Source organism: Pseudomonas bijieensis (genome assembly GCF_013347965.1).
In the GTDB taxonomy this organism is placed as follows: domain Bacteria; phylum Pseudomonadota; class Gammaproteobacteria; order Pseudomonadales; family Pseudomonadaceae; genus Aquipseudomonas; species Aquipseudomonas bijieensis.
In genome coordinates, this window is record NZ_CP048810.1 from 6,433,984 (window position 1) to 6,450,742 (window position 16,759).

Annotated in this window: 17 protein-coding genes and 1 tRNA gene; 6 read left to right on the forward strand and 12 right to left on the reverse strand. The window is 59.2% G+C overall.

Translation table 11 applies throughout. The features are described 5' to 3' along the window. Positions 1-3: 3 nt before the first annotated feature. The 4 genes from ihfA (at position 4) to GN234_RS28620 (ending at position 1,296) form a co-directional block, all read left to right on the forward strand. A complete protein-coding gene (gene ihfA / locus GN234_RS28605) occupies positions 4-306 on the forward strand; it encodes an integration host factor subunit alpha (RefSeq protein WP_002553164.1) in 303 nt (100 codons plus the stop codon). Beyond that, complete coding sequence (locus GN234_RS28610; protein WP_003179985.1) at positions 287-643, forward strand: MerR family transcriptional regulator; 357 nt, start codon at positions 287-289, stop codon at positions 641-643. The genes ihfA and GN234_RS28610 overlap by 20 nt, the downstream gene beginning before the upstream one ends. An 89-nt stretch (positions 644-732) precedes the next feature. Further along, positions 733-809: transfer RNA gene (locus GN234_RS28615), tRNA-Pro, on the forward strand. Between the two features lie 247 nt (positions 810-1,056). Beyond that, complete coding sequence (locus GN234_RS28620) at positions 1,057-1,296, forward strand: YceK/YidQ family lipoprotein (RefSeq protein WP_109754712.1); 240 nt, start codon at positions 1,057-1,059, stop codon at positions 1,294-1,296. Positions 1,297-1,328: 32 nt separating this feature from the next. Here GN234_RS28620 and GN234_RS28625 read toward each other — a convergent pair whose 3' ends face one another. After that, a complete protein-coding gene (locus tag GN234_RS28625) occupies positions 1,329-3,347 on the reverse strand; it encodes a DKNYY domain-containing protein (protein ID WP_176689432.1) in 2,019 nt (672 codons plus the stop codon). A 125-nt stretch (positions 3,348-3,472) separates the two neighbouring features. Here GN234_RS28625 and GN234_RS28630 point away from each other — a divergent pair, with 125 nt between their 5' ends. Further along, positions 3,473-3,703, forward strand: a complete 231-nt coding sequence (locus GN234_RS28630) for a type II toxin-antitoxin system ParD family antitoxin (RefSeq protein WP_109754714.1) — start codon at positions 3,473-3,475, stop codon at positions 3,701-3,703. A 2-nt stretch (positions 3,704-3,705) separates the two neighbouring features. Further along, positions 3,706-4,023 carry a type II toxin-antitoxin system RelE/ParE family toxin gene (locus GN234_RS28635; protein WP_116832915.1) on the forward strand — a complete coding sequence of 106 codons (318 nt, stop codon included), beginning with the start codon at positions 3,706-3,708 and terminating at the stop codon, positions 4,021-4,023. Between the two features lie 106 nt (positions 4,024-4,129). On the opposite strand, the gene GN234_RS30510 is transcribed toward GN234_RS28635, so the two are convergent. The 11 genes from GN234_RS30510 to GN234_RS28685 all read right to left on the reverse strand — a co-directional run bounded on the left by GN234_RS30510 (position 4,130) and on the right by GN234_RS28685 (position 16,690). Next, positions 4,130-4,216, reverse strand: coding sequence for a small membrane protein YohP (locus tag GN234_RS30510; protein ID WP_442087941.1), 87 nt, complete (start codon positions 4,214-4,216; stop codon positions 4,130-4,132). Between the two features lie 81 nt (positions 4,217-4,297). After that, a complete protein-coding gene (locus GN234_RS28640) occupies positions 4,298-4,561 on the reverse strand; it encodes a hypothetical protein (RefSeq protein WP_134925000.1) in 264 nt (87 codons plus the stop codon). 61 nt (positions 4,562-4,622) lie between these two features. Next, on the reverse strand, positions 4,623-5,729 hold the full coding sequence (locus GN234_RS28645) for a glycosyltransferase family protein (RefSeq protein ID WP_176689433.1): 1,107 nt from the start codon (positions 5,727-5,729) through the stop codon (positions 4,623-4,625). Continuing rightward, complete coding sequence (wecB, locus tag GN234_RS28650) at positions 5,720-6,829, reverse strand: non-hydrolyzing UDP-N-acetylglucosamine 2-epimerase (protein ID WP_176689434.1); 1,110 nt, start codon at positions 6,827-6,829, stop codon at positions 5,720-5,722. Before wecB ends, GN234_RS28645 begins: the two co-directional genes overlap by 10 nt. Next, positions 6,826-8,412 carry an FAD-dependent oxidoreductase gene (locus GN234_RS28655; protein WP_176689435.1) on the reverse strand — a complete coding sequence of 529 codons (1,587 nt, stop codon included), beginning with the start codon at positions 8,410-8,412 and terminating at the stop codon, positions 6,826-6,828. The genes wecB and GN234_RS28655 overlap by 4 nt, the downstream gene beginning before the upstream one ends. Continuing rightward, positions 8,402-9,685, reverse strand: coding sequence for an NAD-dependent epimerase/dehydratase family protein (locus tag GN234_RS28660; protein WP_176689436.1), 1,284 nt, complete (start codon positions 9,683-9,685; stop codon positions 8,402-8,404). Before GN234_RS28660 ends, GN234_RS28655 begins: the two co-directional genes overlap by 11 nt. Positions 9,686-9,687: 2 nt before the next feature. Next, positions 9,688-10,095 (reverse strand): GtrA family protein, encoded by a 408-nt coding sequence (locus GN234_RS28665; protein WP_109754721.1) that lies wholly within the window; start codon positions 10,093-10,095, stop codon positions 9,688-9,690. Continuing rightward, positions 10,092-10,778, reverse strand: a complete 687-nt coding sequence (locus GN234_RS28670) for a class I SAM-dependent methyltransferase (RefSeq protein WP_233459493.1) — start codon at positions 10,776-10,778, stop codon at positions 10,092-10,094. Before GN234_RS28670 ends, GN234_RS28665 begins: the two co-directional genes overlap by 4 nt. Positions 10,779-10,870: 92 nt before the next feature. After that, on the reverse strand, positions 10,871-11,893 hold the full coding sequence (locus GN234_RS28675; protein WP_116832909.1) for a glycosyltransferase family 2 protein: 1,023 nt from the start codon (positions 11,891-11,893) through the stop codon (positions 10,871-10,873). 12 nt (positions 11,894-11,905) lie between these two features. Then, positions 11,906-14,314: a phospholipid carrier-dependent glycosyltransferase gene (locus GN234_RS28680; RefSeq protein ID WP_233459494.1), complete on the reverse strand. Its 2,409-nt coding sequence runs from the start codon at positions 14,312-14,314 to the stop codon at positions 11,906-11,908. A 48-nt stretch (positions 14,315-14,362) separates the two neighbouring features. Beyond that, positions 14,363-16,690, reverse strand: coding sequence for a glycosyltransferase (locus tag GN234_RS28685; RefSeq protein ID WP_233459495.1), 2,328 nt, complete (start codon positions 16,688-16,690; stop codon positions 14,363-14,365). Positions 16,691-16,759 lie beyond the last annotated feature (69 nt).

Sequence of the window (16,759 nt, forward strand, 5' to 3'; positions counted from 1 at the left end):
CGTATGGGGGCTCTGACGAAAGCTGAGATGGCGGAACGTCTGTATGAGGAGTTGGGCCTGAATAAACGGGAGGCCAAAGAATTGGTCGAACTGTTTTTCGAAGAAATCAGGCACGCTCTGGAAGACAACGAGCAGGTCAAATTGTCCGGTTTCGGCAATTTCGACCTTCGGGACAAACGCCAGCGGCCTGGCCGCAATCCGAAAACGGGAGAAGAAATCCCGATCACGGCTCGCCGTGTGGTCACCTTTCGTCCAGGGCAGAAGTTGAAGGCCCGAGTTGAGGCTTATGCTGGAACCAAGTCATAACGACGAACTACCCGTCATCCCGGGCAAACGCTACTTCACCATTGGTGAAGTCAGCGAGCTGTGTGCGGTAAAACCGCACGTGCTGCGCTATTGGGAGCAGGAGTTTCCTCAACTCAACCCGGTCAAGCGCCGCGGAAACCGCCGGTATTATCAGCGCCAAGACGTGCTGATGATCCGGCAGATCCGCGCGCTGCTCTATGACCAGGGGTTCACCATCGGCGGCGCACGCCTGCGCCTCTCCGGTGACGAGGCCAAGGACGATACAACCCAGTACAAACAGATGATCCGCCAGATGATCGCCGAGCTCGAAGATGTACTGGTGGTGCTCAAGAAATAAATTTCTGCTTTTAAATCTTCCAGTTTTCAAAAGCTTGCGATATATTCCTGAGCGTTCCGCTGAGAAGCGGAACAAGATTCACGCCTAGTCGGGGCGTAGCGCAGTCCGGTAGCGCACTAGCATGGGGTGCTAGGGGTCGAGTGTTCGAATCACTCCGTCCCGACCATATTCACTGAGTAAAATCAGGCAGTTAAGCCGATCAGATAGATCGGCTTTTTTGTGCCTGCGCAAAACTACCCTGTCTTTGAACACCATCATTCGCAAGCCAAACCAGCGCTTGCGGGAAAGGACTGTTTGTCCGCTGAAAGGGCTCACTGGCATTCCAGTTGATCTGCGGTGACATTGCCAGATTGCTGATCCGCTGCCCGTCATGCTCCGGGCCGCTCTTTGCAAAGAAGTAATAAGGACATTACGTGCTACAAAAACTGATTCTGCTGATTTTGATCACCAGCTTAAGCGGCTGCATGGCCACCGCCATGCGGATGGATTACGACAAGCACCGATGCCCCTACATCGGCCTGCGCTTTGACTGGTGGCTGGTGGGCACGTCCAAAGGAAAGCTGATCCCTTTTTTGCTTATCGACGCACCGTTCTCATTGGTGGTCGATACAGTGTTCTTCCCCTTCGAGTATCAATACAGCTGCAACTTCTAAGGACAGCGATTCATACAGGACACGGCGGGGGATTATGGCTGTGACGCGGTTTCAAGCGATTCCCGATAATGCGCTTCATCAACTTCGGTCAGGGTTGCATAACCGTCGTAGTGGTAGATTCGATGCTTGTCTCGGGCATAGCGGTCCGTCAGGAATTCCAACGTGCTCAGATCGATCCGCTTGGCGCTCAATGGCCGTCGGTGGCAGAACAACTTGCGCGTGCCCAGTTGCAGGAAATCGGGATGCGGCACGCGGACTTCATCAGGATCGAATGCCACGTCCAGCGGCTTGCCTTCCGAGAGGATCAAGGTGGGGCTGACGGCATAGGTGCCGAGAATGCGAGTATCGGAAGGGTGTAGCCGTTTTTTCGCTGCGCCGTAGTAAAACACCGCGTCCCGGTCCTTGGCCCAACCATGCCCACAGGACTCAAAAGTAGCCGCGTGTGCCTTACGAATCGGTTCGGGGGGATGATAGAAAACCCGATGACAGAACACCGTTTTACCGTCCGTCAGGTAGGGCGAACCGAGTGAGCGGAAGTGCTCTGCGGGTTCCTGGGAAAACCGTTCGGGCACTTCCGTTTGCGCGTTATGAAACGGGATCAGATACAAGCCTTGGGCATCGCCGCACAGGTGCGTGTCGAGCAATTTGAAACTCGCTGCGTCCAGTCCATTGATCACGCGTCCATGGAAATACACCTGGTCGCCTAGTTCGAAACCGAGACCGATGGCCTGTAGCGGCTGCGTTTGCGTTTGCGTTTGCGTGGCTTCAGGCTGTACCTGCAAGCGATGCCACCAATAACCTTCCAACTGCGGATGGGCTTCGAAGAAATGAGCCCACGCCTCTTGCATGGCCGCATCGATGATCCCGCCAGAGCCCAGTGGGCCGTGCTTGTCACCTGCCAGCACGGGCGAGTAATCCTGGTCATTGTGATAGAGCTGGGTCACCACGAAGCTTTCTACGTCGACATCGAGGCGTTTCTGGCGCCGGTAGACGTGCTTTTGATCACGGTAATAGTCGAACCCCAAGTGGCGAAAACTCGGGCCATGGGCGTCGCGCAAGCGGGTCCCGGCGGCGTAGACGAACGCGTCGTCCACGGCAAAATAATCATCCTCGTATTCGCTGGTGCTGACCACGCGGCCGCATTCATCGAACGCAGGCTGCCAGCACTTGAGCAACTGGAAGTCGCCAACGTAGCGGATGGATTTGCCGGTCAGGTAATAGGCGCGTTGCTTGTCCTTGGCGTAGCGTTCGTTCAGCACGGTGAAGGTCGTCAGGTCGGCATTGTCGATGCGGTAGAAGTATTCATAGGAAATGCTCGAACCTTGCTGCGCTTGCACAATGATCGACTGCCCGTCGGTGCCCCAGCGTTGGGCGAGCATCTGGAAGTCGTCCGGGTTGGCGATCGGCAGCGGCGTGCCGTCCTTCTGGTGCAGGGGCTTGGAGCCCTTGTAGACCTGATCGTCGATCACTCGATAGGACGGGTGATTGCAATAACGCACCTGTGCCGTGGCACTGGCGATAAGTTGTCCTTGCAGAAAGATGTTCACTCCGTCGCTGAACAGGGCGGACGCTGAAGTCACCGAGGCTGGAGACGCTGGCAACAGGGCCAGGCTGTCAGGTCGTGCTTCGGAAATTTGGGTGATCGCGTACTCGCCGAACCAATAGGCGCCGATTGCGTCGCGCCAGTACTGGTGGCCGAGGCTTTCCAGGCCTTTGTCGAATCGAAACGGCAGGGCCTGAAGCGCGTAGTAGCCGTGGCGCTCCCGGTAGGCCGGAAGCAGGTAGTAGTCGCGCAGCGCATCGCGCAAGATCCACGGATTGCGTCGATGCCGCCACACCGGCTGGCCGGCCAGCAAGGGCGAGGGAGGATAATGCCCAGCGCTGGCAGCTTGAGCTAACTCGCCGGGTCGTACGCCTTCGGGGTTGAGCATGATGTACACATCAGGCACTTGCCCGTCGCCCAGCAGAATACCTTCCATGAACGCGAAGCCTTGATGCCATTCAAGCTGCAGTGGTTCCCAGTCAGCAATAGCCGTGTCTATGTCTGTCATGTCATTGCGACCTGAACGTTTGATGGTTGGCCAAGGACTACACGTTTTACCACGACTTCGACCCCTGGCGAGGCTGGCCCAAGGGTGTATACTTTGGCAAATTTTGTCAAAAAACAGGCAAAGTCATGAGTACCATGAACATCTCCCTGCCGGACGCTCTCAAATCTTTCATAGATGATCAGGTTAGCCAGAGAGGCTACAGCACCAGTAGCGAATATGTGCGGGAGCTGATTCGCAAGGATCAGGATCGGCAGCAGCTGCGTAGCCTGGTACTGGCCGGGGCGGAGTCTGCTCCCACTGTTCCTGTGAATGGCGACTACTTCGAATCCCTAAGGGCCAAGGTGCGCAAGGGGTGAGGATGAAGGCGAAACCCGTCATTCCGCGAGCTCTTGCCAGCCAGGATGTAGAGGACGCCATCAACTATTACCTAGGTGAGCAGGCCGAGCAGGCGGCACTCAATTTCATCGACGCCTTGGAAAACGCCTATACGCATATCAGCCGCCATCCGGCATCGGGTATGTCCAGGTACGCCCATGAGCTGGATCTCCCCGGATTACTCTGCTGGCCGCTGAAACGTTATCCCTATTTGGTGTTCTACGTAGAGTGCAATGAACACATTGACGTATGGCGCGTTTTACACGCCATGCGGGACATCCCTGAATGGATGTCATCATGAATCAAGCAAACCAGTTGGCTACAACGACGTAGCCCAATCTGCAAAGATTGGGCTTTTTCACGCCTGAAAATATGGATCACCAAGCCAACGATCGCCGCTGCCACGCTCAGAAAATGAACTTGAACAGCGCGATCACCACGATCAGGCCAATCAGGAAAATGATACCTACGGTACCGCCAAGGAATTTCAACATAAGAACGCTCTCATCGGATGGGCTTAATCGTCTAGACCGCTACCGATAACGCTCGTTTCGTTGAATATTCATTCGTGGTGATCAATGAACCGCGAAGGACCTTGGCACCGGCACATGCTCGAATTTTGAAATGGTCTTGATCCAGTAGCGGCGATAGTCCGTCTGGTCCGGTGCCAGCGGTTTGTGGCCCGACCATGGGTGCTTCGCCTTCAGGCTGGCGCGGTACGCCTCCCATTCTTTTTGCTCGGCCACTTCCCTGGCTTTGCTCCGGTCATCGAACCAACCCAGAACGTAAGCTTCGCCCTGGTCCGTGCCGTGCGCTATCAGCAAATAAATCTCTGTCATGACTGACCCTACCGTTCGGTCCTGCACCCCAGTCGCGGGGTCTTATCCTGGGTATCGGCCGTTACTTGATGTTTTTGAGATTTAACGCAGAAAAACGCTGCGCCCAAAGGTGCGTCTCACGAAATCGATGCACAGTCGCGCAATCACTTCGACTGGCGAGCGCTTCAACGGCGGTTTTGCGCAAATCGGCGCCTTCATCCACGATCCAGACGCCCGGTTCCTGGGCGCGCAGGGCCATTTCACCGAAGCGGGTGGAAATCACGGGAAGGCCTAAGGCGCGGTACTCGTAGTACTTGATCGGGTCCACCGAGGCGGTCAGGCGGTTGAGCTTGAACGGGATCAAACCCACCGAAAACATTGCCATGGCCTCAATTGCACTGGCGTGGGGACACTCGGGGAGCAGCTCGATATTGGCAGGCAATACGCAAGGCGGCGGTGTGAAGAGGGGGCCGATCAGCCGGATCCGGTTTCCGGGATTGGCCTGCGCCAGTGCGATGACCAGGTCCCAATCGAACCAGCGTCCCAGCGTGCCGACATAACCCAGCACCTGTTGTTTGGCACCCAGGTCCAGGTTCTCGACCGGCGCCAGTCCGTGCATGTCACAGGCATTGAGGGCCAGTTCTACCTGGTCGGTCATGCCCAGCAGTCTGTCGCGAAGGGCGCTGGAGGACGCCAGTACTGAGGAGACCCGGCGAATGAGCTGCGCCTGGCGACGTTCCATGGAGGCGCGTGACAGGCCCTGATAAAACGCCGGGAAATCGTCCATTGCATCGTAGACGGCATGGCTTGCCGGGACCAGCGCCAGCAACTGCAAGGCCAGTTCGGAAGGTTTGCCGATGCACATCATGCACGGGCCGTCGGCGGAAAATGCCGCGGCCTCTTTGAACAGGTTGTGCCACAGCCGCTTGAGGAGCATTGCCGAGCCTGGAATGGGCTCGATGGGTAGGCTCCTGGGTTTACAGACCTGCAACCAGGGGGGAACGCTGACGCTTTGCGGGTCGGCAACAGGCGGATTGCGCCTGAAATCGCTCAGCGTCGGTAAGCGCGTCGGGTACGGGTCGATCCAGAGTACCGGCGCCCCGGTCTGGTTGTGATACCAGCTGACGAAGTGATGAGGGCGCTGGCTGAAGCTGGCCCATGGCACCGGGGACAGGTAGATCATGCGCATGACTGGAAGTACTGCCGTAAAACGTCGACGATGCGCGCTGCCGCCTTGCCGTCGCCATAGGGGGAAACCCCACGTGCCATGCCCTGATAAGCCTGCGGGTCATCGAGCAGACGCTGTGCCTGTTCGACAATGGTGTCTGGGTTGGCGCCGACCAGCTTGACCACGCCGAGGTCGACCGCCTCCGGGCGTTCGGTTTCCTCCCGCAGTACCAGCACCGGTTTGCCCAGGGCCGGGGCTTCTTCCTGTATGCCCCCGGAGTCACTGATGATCAGGTACGAGCGCTTCATTGCCGTAATGAACGGTGCGTAATCCAGCGGCGCGCAAAGGATGATGTTCGGGGTCAGGCCGAGCAACTGGTACGCGACATCCTTGACGTTCGGATTGGGATGGACGGGATAGAGGATCTGGATGTCCGGGTTGCACTCGGCCAGGCGCTTGAGTGCCTGGCAGATATGCTGGAACGGTTCGCCGAAGTTTTCCCGGCGATGGGAGGTCACCAGCACCAGGCGTTTGCCAGGGTCCAGCTGGATGCCCAAGGCAGAATCTTGTGCGGCAGTCATCAGCAAGGCATCGATCACGGTATTGCCGGTCAGGGTGATATCGCTGGCGGCGACACCTTCGCGCAGCAGGTTGTCCACGGCGTGCTGGGTGGGCGCGAAATGCCAGCGGGTCAGTTTGCCGGCGATCACCCGGTTGGCTTCTTCGGGGAACGGATTGCAGAGGTCCCCGGTACGCAGACCCGCTTCGACATGGCCAAAGGGAATCTGCAGGTAGAAACACGCCAGAGCAGCACTCATGACCGTGGTCGTGTCGCCTTGAGCCAGTACGACATCCGGTTGCTCGGCTTGCAGCACACCGTCGAGTTCAACCAGCAAGCGTGAGGTCAGCGCCGTCAAGGACTGGTGGGGGCGCATGATGTCCAGGTCCAGGTCGGCGGTGATTGCGAAACCCTCAAGCACCTGGTCCAGCAGGCCTCGGTGCTGGGCGGTGGCGAGCACCCGACAAACGATATGTTCCTCGGCCTGGAGTGCCTTGATCACGGGCGCCATCTTGATGGCCTCCGGACGCGTACCGACGATGCAGAGTACCTTGCGGGTCATGCCTTGTGATTTCCTATCATTGTGACGAGTGAGCGTGCTATCCGGTCCGCGTTGGCCATGAGGGTCAGCGTATGGGATTTTTCGGTAAGGCTGGGCAGGCAGGCACCGTCGACAATATGCACGCCGCAAAGGCCGGCGACTTCGCCAAGGCGGTCGGTCTGGCCGATCCTGGGCGTCGAGTGCATGGGCAGGGTGGCCGCGTAATGGATATCCGCCCCCGGCCTGCCGACGGTGAAGCTCATGGGCATCAGCAGTGCGCCCATTTTCCAATAGATCCGGCGCAGCTTTGCCTCGGCAGTCTTCATGAGCTCGGGAAGCTCGGGATGCACGTGGCCGCTGATGCGCAACGATCCGTCGGGGCGCAAGACCGCTGTGTTGTTGGACAGGTGCCCAGGAAGGAAGATATTTCCCACGAGACAAGCGCTGAGCAGGTTTTTCAGCAGTTCGATGCTGTAGCGTTTGCCCATGGGGATCCGGCTGACGAACTCGGTCATCGGCAAGCCTGTGGTGCTGAACGTCGAACCGAAAGCCGTTGCGTTGGACGACAACGCCAGGGCGAACGATAGCTGGCCAAGGCCAAATGTCGGCACCCTTGGAGTCCCGAGCATTTTCGGCAGCCATAACAGGAAGGCTGCCGTCGGCGATGACAGCAGTGGCACCGGGGCCCGGTGGTTCAGGCAGTTGAGGGCGAGCCTGGTGGAGGCCAGGGTGCCCGCCGCCAGCAGCAGGCGCGTGGCACGCAAGCGTCGGGCGCAGCGATGATCGGTAATCGCCCAGGCACCGTCCTGTTGCTGCAGATCGTCCACCAAAAAGTCCTGGACGTGCTGGAACCCTGGGTATTGCTTGAGTTTCTGCAGCTCTTGCGACGCGCTATACAACGCCTGGTTCTGACAGCCCCACAAGCAGTTCCCGGACAGATCGCAGGCCTTGCGCTCGTCCAGGGGCTGGCTCAAGACGGCGACCCTGGAGCGGCCAAGGCGAAACCCCAGGTCGGGAAACCCCGGGCGGCGCCGGGTGTACTGATCGAGCAGGCGCTGATGCAGCGTGTCCAGTGGCAAGGGCGGTTGCGACCATTCGTCGAGGCCGAAGTAGCTGGAAAGGTCGTCGTCGATCCCGCCACTGATACCGATCCGGCGAGCGACCGTTTCGTAGGACGCCAGCATTTCGGAATAATCGATGGGCAGCCCGGCAAAGTCACTGGCGCCCAGCGTCGCTACGCCGCAACCCCAGGCATTGGAGAGGCCGCCGGTTGCCAGAGAGCCTATGCCGATAAAGTTGTCGGTCTCGATGCGATTGCGGGCGCTGAACCCCTCGAAGACATGGGCATGGGTCGGCGTCTTCAGCTTGGGCGATACCGCGTCCAGTTGGTTCAGGGCGTGGAAGTTTTCACCGATCATCCATTTCCACTGGTGCTCGTCGTTTGCCCTGGCGCTGAGAAATGGACGCGTCGGCGGCGTCGCCGAGCCTGTATTGGCCTGGGCATCGACCATGAGGACTTTCAGGCCCGCCTTGACCAGCGGATAGGCCGCCGAAGTCCCGGCCGGGCCACTGCCGACAATGATCACATCAAATTCAGGTTTCACGGTGGGCTTCACTTCCAAGCAACAGCCGGCGGGCAAAGGGGCGGCCTAACAGCGCCGCTGTCTTCCCCGCCAGCGCCTTGACCGAGGTGAGTCCCAGCGCAACCAGCGTGGCGACAAGGCTGCGCGGTTGCCGGGCACCGAGAAATACCTGCGCGCCCTGGGTGCTGGCTTCGGCGATACCGAGTGCAACATGAAGGCGCCAGGACAGTTCCCGGCCCTCGGGCTGGAGCAGGACACCCGCATCGTCCAGGAGTGTCAGGAGTATCGGCCAGCGCATCATCAAGCGTGAATGGAGGATAGGATGGGTTTTACCCGCACGCTCCAATGCCCGGGCGTAGCGACTGACCAGGCTTCTTTGCGGCGGGCGTTTGAGCAGGTAGTTCAAGAGGATCGCGGCTTCTTGCAGAAGTTTTCGGCGTTGCCCATGGCCGGAGCGATGCATGCCCTGGGCAAGGGGGCGCAATTGGATGCCGAGTTTTCGCAGGGAACGCTCGCTGTCCATGGGCGGCAGGTGGATGAGGGAAAAAATCCGTTCCAGCCCCAGTTTCGCGCCCAAGGATTGCCCGAGTGACAGGCGCAGTAGCCTGAGCAAGGCCACCGGCAGAGGGACTGGCAGGCGAGCGGCACGCACCCGGTGCGTCGCAATCGACATCAGGAAGCGGTCAAAGGCAATCGGCTGCACGGCGCCCAGGTTGAGGATCTCGGCGCGGATGTCGTCGCGCGCCAGGACCGCTAGTATCGAAGCCGCGAGGTCGTCGACATGAATGGGTTGTACGCAAGGCGCCGGCATGAGGATCGGCACAAACGGGCTTCGGCGAACCAGCCCTGATAGCACACCAAAGAGCCCGCGTTCGGGGCCGCCATACACTTGGCCGGGACGGATCACGATGCCCCCGGCGGCCAGTACTTCTTGCTCGATACGCCATTTTGTCCGGCCGTAAACGCCAGGGGCCGTGGCTTCGGCGGTTTGGCTGGAGATGAAGACAAACCTGGCCGAGCCTTGTTTGGCGCAACGGATCAGCGCCTGGGCCGCCTGGACTTCGCCGTCTGCGTCGGTGTGAACACCTGTCGAGGTATCGGCAGCCAGATGGATCAGCGCCTGAGTGCCGGCCGGGCACTCGGGGGCCGGGCCTCGCAGGTCGTAAGGAAGCCAGGTATAGGGGGCCGGGCACGGTTGGCGCGTGGCGCAAATGACCTCGTGTCCGCTTGCCGCCGCGAGGGCTGACAAACGTTGTCCGATATAGCCTGTCGCCCCGGTAATCAGTAGCTTCATCGTCATGCGCCTTCGGTGCGGTCAGCGGAAACAGGCGGGCGCGTATCGGCATGAAACACGAACAGTTTGCTGATCCAGTAAGTCAGCACCACGCAGGCCACATCGCAGACAAACTTCACCGCGGCAGGGCTGTTGACGAAATACAGCCCCACGCTGAACAGCGCCGAAGCGAGAGGAATATTGATTGCAAGCAATGAGAAGTAGCGCACCGCTTGAGCCTTGCTGCTGGCGTGGCTCGATTGAAATGTGAAGTGCCGATGCAAGAAGAACGCGAACACACCCGCGACGCCTTTGCCGGCGATGTTGGCCAGGACGGGTTGATCCTTGAACAGCGCCATCAACAGCAAAAAAGTCCCCATGTCCAACCCATAGGCCATGAGCTGGATGGCGCCGTACCTGATAAAGGTCAAGGCTTCCTCCTGATGACCACGATGTGATGCAGCGCCAAGACTCGTTTCAACGGATACAGCAGCTTTTCAACGACCTTGAGCACAGGAATCAGCGCGTCAGGCAACAACTGGCGAAAGTTCAAGCCGCCGGAAATCAGGTAGCGCAGATAATTGCCGCAGATCTCCTGGTGAACGATTTCCAAGCCTGGGTGCTTGCGCTCGAACGCCTGCCTGTCGCGAACGAAGATGATGTAGCTGAGGGCCTGGTTGGCACCGTTCATGGGCCCGGTCGACGGGGTTTCCCAAGACGGGAAGTGCATGTCGAAGCCTTCGGACTTGAACAGGCGCTTATAGAGAAAGGCGGCAAAAGGGCCGTGGAAGGGCTCGATCAGAATGGCGCCGCCGCCGCTCTTGAGTGTTCTTTCCAGCTCTGTGAAGAACCGATCGGGATGAGGAAAGTGGTGAAAACAGTTCTGGCCATAAAAGGCCCGGACCGAGTGATCGTCCAGGCTCATTGCCTCGGCATTGAGCGCCATGTCCAGTCGCTCGGTAGCGACAATGTCCGTAGCCAGTACTTCAGGGTACGAATTACGCATGGGCGCGATGCCCGCCCCCAACTCCACCTCAAGACCCTCGACCTTGAAGTAGCGGTCTGCCAGGCGATGAAACGTGTGGTGGAACTCCACGAAGACTTCTCGAAGCATTCGCTTGCGCTCAAGCACTTTGCCGTGAAGCTCGAGGCGTTCGCTGCCATCGACGTCCAACGTCTTGAGCGAGGGGTCCGATAAAAAATCTCTCAGCGCTTTAATGAGTTTTCTTCCCGCAATGACGTTGCTTTACCACGCCTGGATTGCCGTGGTCGGCTGGGTACGGAGGCGATGTCATAACCGAGGAACGCCATGATCAACTGCAAGCCCATGAGCATGGGCAGCGCGCTGAGCATCACGGTTCCGGCTGGTGTCGCGATGCCATTTTGCGCCGATTCGAACCAGTGGTAACTGCCGAAGAGGATGCCGAACAAGAACATGAGAATCCCGATCGGCAGTTCGATCGAAGCCAGGGACATGTCGCGCAGATAATAGTTGTAGAGCACGCGCTTGGTGAAGTTTCGCAAGTGTTTGAACAGGAATTCACCCACGATTTTCGAGATCTTGAGATGACTGACTTCGTCGCCGTATCGGGCTTCCATCGGAATATCCACCACCACGGCACGCACGGTGTTCAGGCGAAACAGAATGTCGGTCTCGAAAAAGTAGCGTTGGCTGACTTTGTCCAGGGGCAGCAGCCGGGCGACGTCACGGTGAATCGCCGTGTAGCCGTTGGTGGGGTCGAACAGGTCCCAGTAACCCGTCGACAATTTGGCCATCAGCGACAGCACAGCGTTGCCGAACAGGCGAATACGCGGCATCGATTGGACTTCCTCCAGATCGAAAAACCGATTGCCCTTGGTGTAGTCGGCTTCTCCCGCCAGGATCGGTTCGATGAACAGCGGGATCAGGGTTGGGTCCATCTGACCGTCCCCGTCGACTTTGACGATGATACTCGCCCCCTCGGCGAGGGCTGCTCGATAGCCGGTCATGACCGCGCCGCCGACGCCTTTGTTGACGTCATGGGGCAATACTTTGACCCGGGGGTCGTTACAGGACGCCAGGACATGCCCGCCCGAGCCGTCCGGACAGGCGTCGTCAATGACATAGATGCGCCAGACCTCCGGCCCTATGGCCTCTATGACGTCCACTATATGAGCGGTGACCCGATAGCTGGGGATGACGACGGCGACGCGTTGTTCGTCCGTGAAAAGCGCTGTTTTTGAGTTCATCGATATCGCCCACTATTGCCTGAATGAAAGGGACTTGAACTCCAGGGGAGTGTCGGTATGGCCGGACGCATAAATGATCACGGACGTCGCGTTCGCAGGGGCAACCACGTTCATTTCATGGGTCTCCCATTGCGTGGTGCAGTCAAACGTCTCGATGCTGGTGGTAATGAAGTTGCCTTGCTCATCCATCCAATTGGCCTGGATTCTTCCGGCAGTGGCTGTCGTTGCGCAGCGGGCGGACACGCTGTTGATGTACGTCAGCCCTGGCGTCACTTCGACACGCTGTATCGCCGGTGTCTGGACGTTGACGGTCAGGATCTTGCGCGACGGGTCATAGGTCGAGGGTGATGTCAGGCTCCAGCCCTCGAGGCTGGACAGCTCTGGATTGAGCAGGTGTTCGTAGTGTGTGTCATTGAGCTTGCGCAGTTCCACGTCACCCAGCCTGGCATACGACGTGGACACATTGAGCAGCAGGTCCAGGCGCGCCTGGGGAAGAGACTTGAGGTCGATCACCAGCCAGTTCACCTGGCGCTGGCGCAAGCGTTGGGCAAGCTCCGATGGCGAGGCCGCCGCATCGAATTCGTTTTTCCACTTCAGGTTGTACCACGACGCGTAAAGGGCATCGCCATGCAAACCCGCCATCAAGGGTGACGCAAAGACCGCCACGGGCTGATGCCCGGTATTCAAGGCGTTGACAGTGTCGACCATGTTTCGGATGGGCAGCCGTTCCAATAGATAGGCATCCCGACCGGTCTTGCTCAACAGTGCGGAGGGGTTGATTTCGCCATAATAAGTCGCGGCCTGGATGAAACGGGTATTGGTCAGGATCAACAAGGCACCGGCCAGGATGGCGAGGCTGCGCGGGAAAATCTTCGCGTCGGAAAAGGGCAGGGCCAGGATGACTGAGAACAGCGCGAAGGAGGGGAATACATAACGCAGGTAGGCGGTTGAGTGGAACGTCGTGAACATCGAGCCGGCGCCGACCAGGAGAATGCACAAGGCTTTTTTGTTGCCGCTCAACAGCACGGCGACGGCAGCGGTGGGTAGCAGCAGCCATTGAAAGCCGGCCGCGCCAACTCGCCCCTCGATGAACTGAGGCGACTTGAAGACCATTCGATAGAGGGTGTCCCAGGTCACACCGGTACCGAAAGTGGCCGGTGGTTCGAAGTTGATGTTCGGCCAGAGCGGCGAATGGAAAATGGCATTGAAAAACGGGAACACGGGGTTGCCGGTCAAGTACCCGGCTGAGAGGTAAGGGGTCGCGCCCGCCAGTATCAGGCCGACACTGCCCAGCAGGAGCGTCTTGACGATCCCTTGGACGGCCCAGGCCTTGCAGTGCAGCAAGAGGATCACCAGCAGGACCGGCAGGACGCTCAGGGTCACGGCTTTGGTCGCCAGGGCGAAACCCAGCAGGAGGCCGGCCAGGAGCAGTTGCGACAAGCGCTCCCTGGGATCGGGCGTGAAGCTTGAGACTTTCAGGATCGCGAGCGTCCCGGCCATCATGAAGGCGGTCCAGGCCGACTCTATATGCAGGCTGCTGCTCTCAGCGAAGGCGAGGGGTGTCGACAGAAAGATCAGGCTCGCCCAGCGGGCGCTGGTGGCAGAGCCGCCGGCCCAGAGGGTCATGTTGCGGATTTGCCAAGCCAGCAGCAAAGTGAATGCGCTGTTGCTCAGGCGCGAGGCCGTTTCGCCGGCCAGCATATAGACAATGCTATAGATCCAGTCGGCCAGCATGGGCATGACCGCCCATACATAAGTGCCTGCGTCGAACGACCATTGATGCCGCTGAGCCAGGTGTGACGGGACGAAAAGGTGCATGGCCAACGCGTCATGCCCGACCTCCGGCATGAAGGCGACCAGCACGTAAAGGCAGGCGAAGCTGCAGATCAGTACGTCGAGACCCGTCTGGAGGGGTGTTTGCACTGAACGACTGGCCTGGATCTGCCTCAGCAGTTCACCCCCTATCGACGTGACATGCCGGTGGCCCAATATGAGCGGCGTTAACAGCAGCGCGCCATACAGCCAGGGGTAGTTGATCGGCAAGTAGGCCGCCAGGCCTGTCAGCGTGCCGAACGTGCCCGCTCCCACCAGCAGGTGGACGCTCCAGTCGATCGAGGCTTCTTGCCTGAGCATCCACCTGCCGAGCACGATGCAAGACAGCGCGAACAGCGCGACGACAATGACCGGCCAGATCTGGGCGCAGGCAACGGACAGGCATGCCAGTAAACCCAGGCAAAGGATGATCGGTGGTTTACCAGTGAAGACGGTGAGGGCGGCCATGCCTGCCACTGACAGCAGTATCGTCCGGGTGGCGCTGTTCATGGACGCCAGTTCGAGCGTCGAAAAACCGTACACGCCGACCACCGCACTCGCCAGTAAAACCACCAACACCACTGCGTATTTCAGGCTGTATCTGGGCAAAATATCGTCTCGGCTGTTCAGCACCTCAGTGCCATGCAAAGGGGGTGCTTATACGTCTCGGTACGTGTGCGGGACCCAGGAACCCCATTTGCTCTCGTAGATCGCCCGGTTCTTTTCGAAAAGTGCCTGTTTTTTCCTGGCACCCAAAGTATTGAACGAGGCGGACAGATGGTGGTGGACGAAAACATCTTCGGCGCAGGCTGCGCGCATGCCACGACGCTGCACGCGGCGGCAGTAATCGTCGTCCTCGAAGAACCCCAGGCCGTACTCTTCGCACAGGCCACCGACTTGCTCGTAGGTCGAGCGCGGCAACATTACGCAGAAAAACGCCAGGGTGTTGATTTCGAACCAATCGCCCATGCGGGCGCGGGTCATTTGTGCGGCTTCGGCGGGCATGTCTTCTAGCCGGTCATAGCGGGTGCTGACTTTGGCCTCATTGCCGATGTTGTTGGTGATCGGACCGATGATGCCGATTTCCGTGTTGTCCTGCAGGTGGCGGATCAGGCCTTTGATCCAGCCGGCGGTGACGACCGTGTCGTTGTTCAGGATAACCAGATAGTCGCCACTGGCCGCTGCGAGGCCCAGGTTGTTGCCGGCGGCGAAGCCCTTGTTGTCCGGGTTGAGGATGACGATCCGGTCTGGATGTCCCTTGGCCCAGGCGGTGAGGTAGGCCGGGGTCTGGTCGCTGGAATGGTTATCGACGACGATGATTTCAAGGTTCGGGTATTGGCTTTGGGTCAACAGGCTATCGAGGCAGGCCTTGGTCAGTTCGAGGTTGTTATAGGTCAACACCACGACGCTGACTTTAGGCAGGGGTAACGTCGCGATGGCCTCGCGCAGGCTGGCGGCCCGATGCCGCCAGGTCTGGCTCCGGGCGAACGATTGCCGCGCCTTTAGCGTGGCGCTGGTCTCTGGGAGTGCCTCCAATACATCGCGCAGGGTCGAGATGAACTCAGTCGGCTGTTCAATCGCCCAGACCAGTTCGCCGAACTGGCTCAATTCCGGCAGTTTCACCGACACCACCGGTTTTCCCGCGCTCAGGTATTCATAGACCTTGACCGGATTGGTGGCGAGGGTCAGCGGCATGACCTTGAACGGAAGGAGGCAAACGTCCATGGCGTGGAGGTAGTAGGGCAGGGAGGCATAGGGGACTTCGCCTTCCAGGACCACATTCGGGCAGGCCTTGAAGTATTTTTTTGCCTGGACGGTATCGCTGCCGATCAACAGGATCAGGTGCTGCGGGAAGGACTGGGCGACACGCTTGACCAGGTCCAGATCGAACCATTCGGCAATGACGCCGTAGTAGCCGATGATCTTTCTGTTGGAAGGATCCCGGTAGACCTTGTCGGGACGTTGGCTGAAGAAACTGAACTCGCAGGCGTTGCGGATCACCTCTACGTTGCGGTTTTCCCGCTTGCCGTGCCGTTCGATCCAGTCGGAGGTGGCCACCAACAGATCCGCCCTGCGCATCAGGGCGATCTCAAGGTCGAGCATTTCCTGGGCAACGTTGCCGAAGCCTTCGTGATGGTCCATGCAGTCATAGACTAGCGTGGCGTTGGGGACACGCCTCGCCAACGGGAACCAATAGGCGTGCTGGACGATGCAATCCACGGCACCGACGTTCGCCGATTGCAGGAGCATGGCCAGCCCTTGGCACAACTGGCGGATCGCGGCCGCTGACGGCGGGGCATGATAAATGGCCGGTGCGCCACGTACCTTGAAACGGATCTGAAACAGCCGTTTGGAGCCTTCCAAAAGCTCTGCTTCGAAACCGGGGGCATCATCGTCGATAAAGTGGTTCGAGACATAAAAGGTCGTTTGTCCGGCCCGGGCCAACTCCTTGGCCAGGTTCTGTGGGCGCTGGATGCGGAAGTGCCAGTCAATCACGCCGAACATCAGGATCATGGGCCGCCCGTGACTAGACGGCACGGCAAGGTTTACGGGCGGTGGCAGAGGTTGCAGCGGGATGAGGCCAGCGGGTGCCGCTGATTCGCCTGGCGTTGCCTTGCCGGATTTCAACCAGCTTCGAAGCCGACTCGCCAGTTTGCTTTTACGGTGTGCGGAGAGTGGCAGCCAGGCGTAGACCCGGCGCGACAACTTATACAGCTGCTTACGTATCGAATAACGCAGCGGTGCGCGTTCAATGGCGTTGCCCCAGTCCGAAAGCTTGAACAGCTCAGCCTGCTTCGCCGCCAGTTGGGCGCGCAAATCCACCGCCCAATCGGAAAGCGCGACCGCCTCGCTTTCTTTTGTCTGGAGCAATGTCTCGGCGTCTTTCAGGCGCTGTTCGGCCAACCGCAGTTGCTCGCGCAGCCGCCCGGCCTTGCCTTCTTGAAGTGACAGGCGAGTGCGAAGCGCTTGTGAACCCAGGTTCAATTGTTTGATAAGCCGATCTCGATTCTCGATTTCCTTGACCAGCTGTAAGGCCTCAATGGATCTGGATTG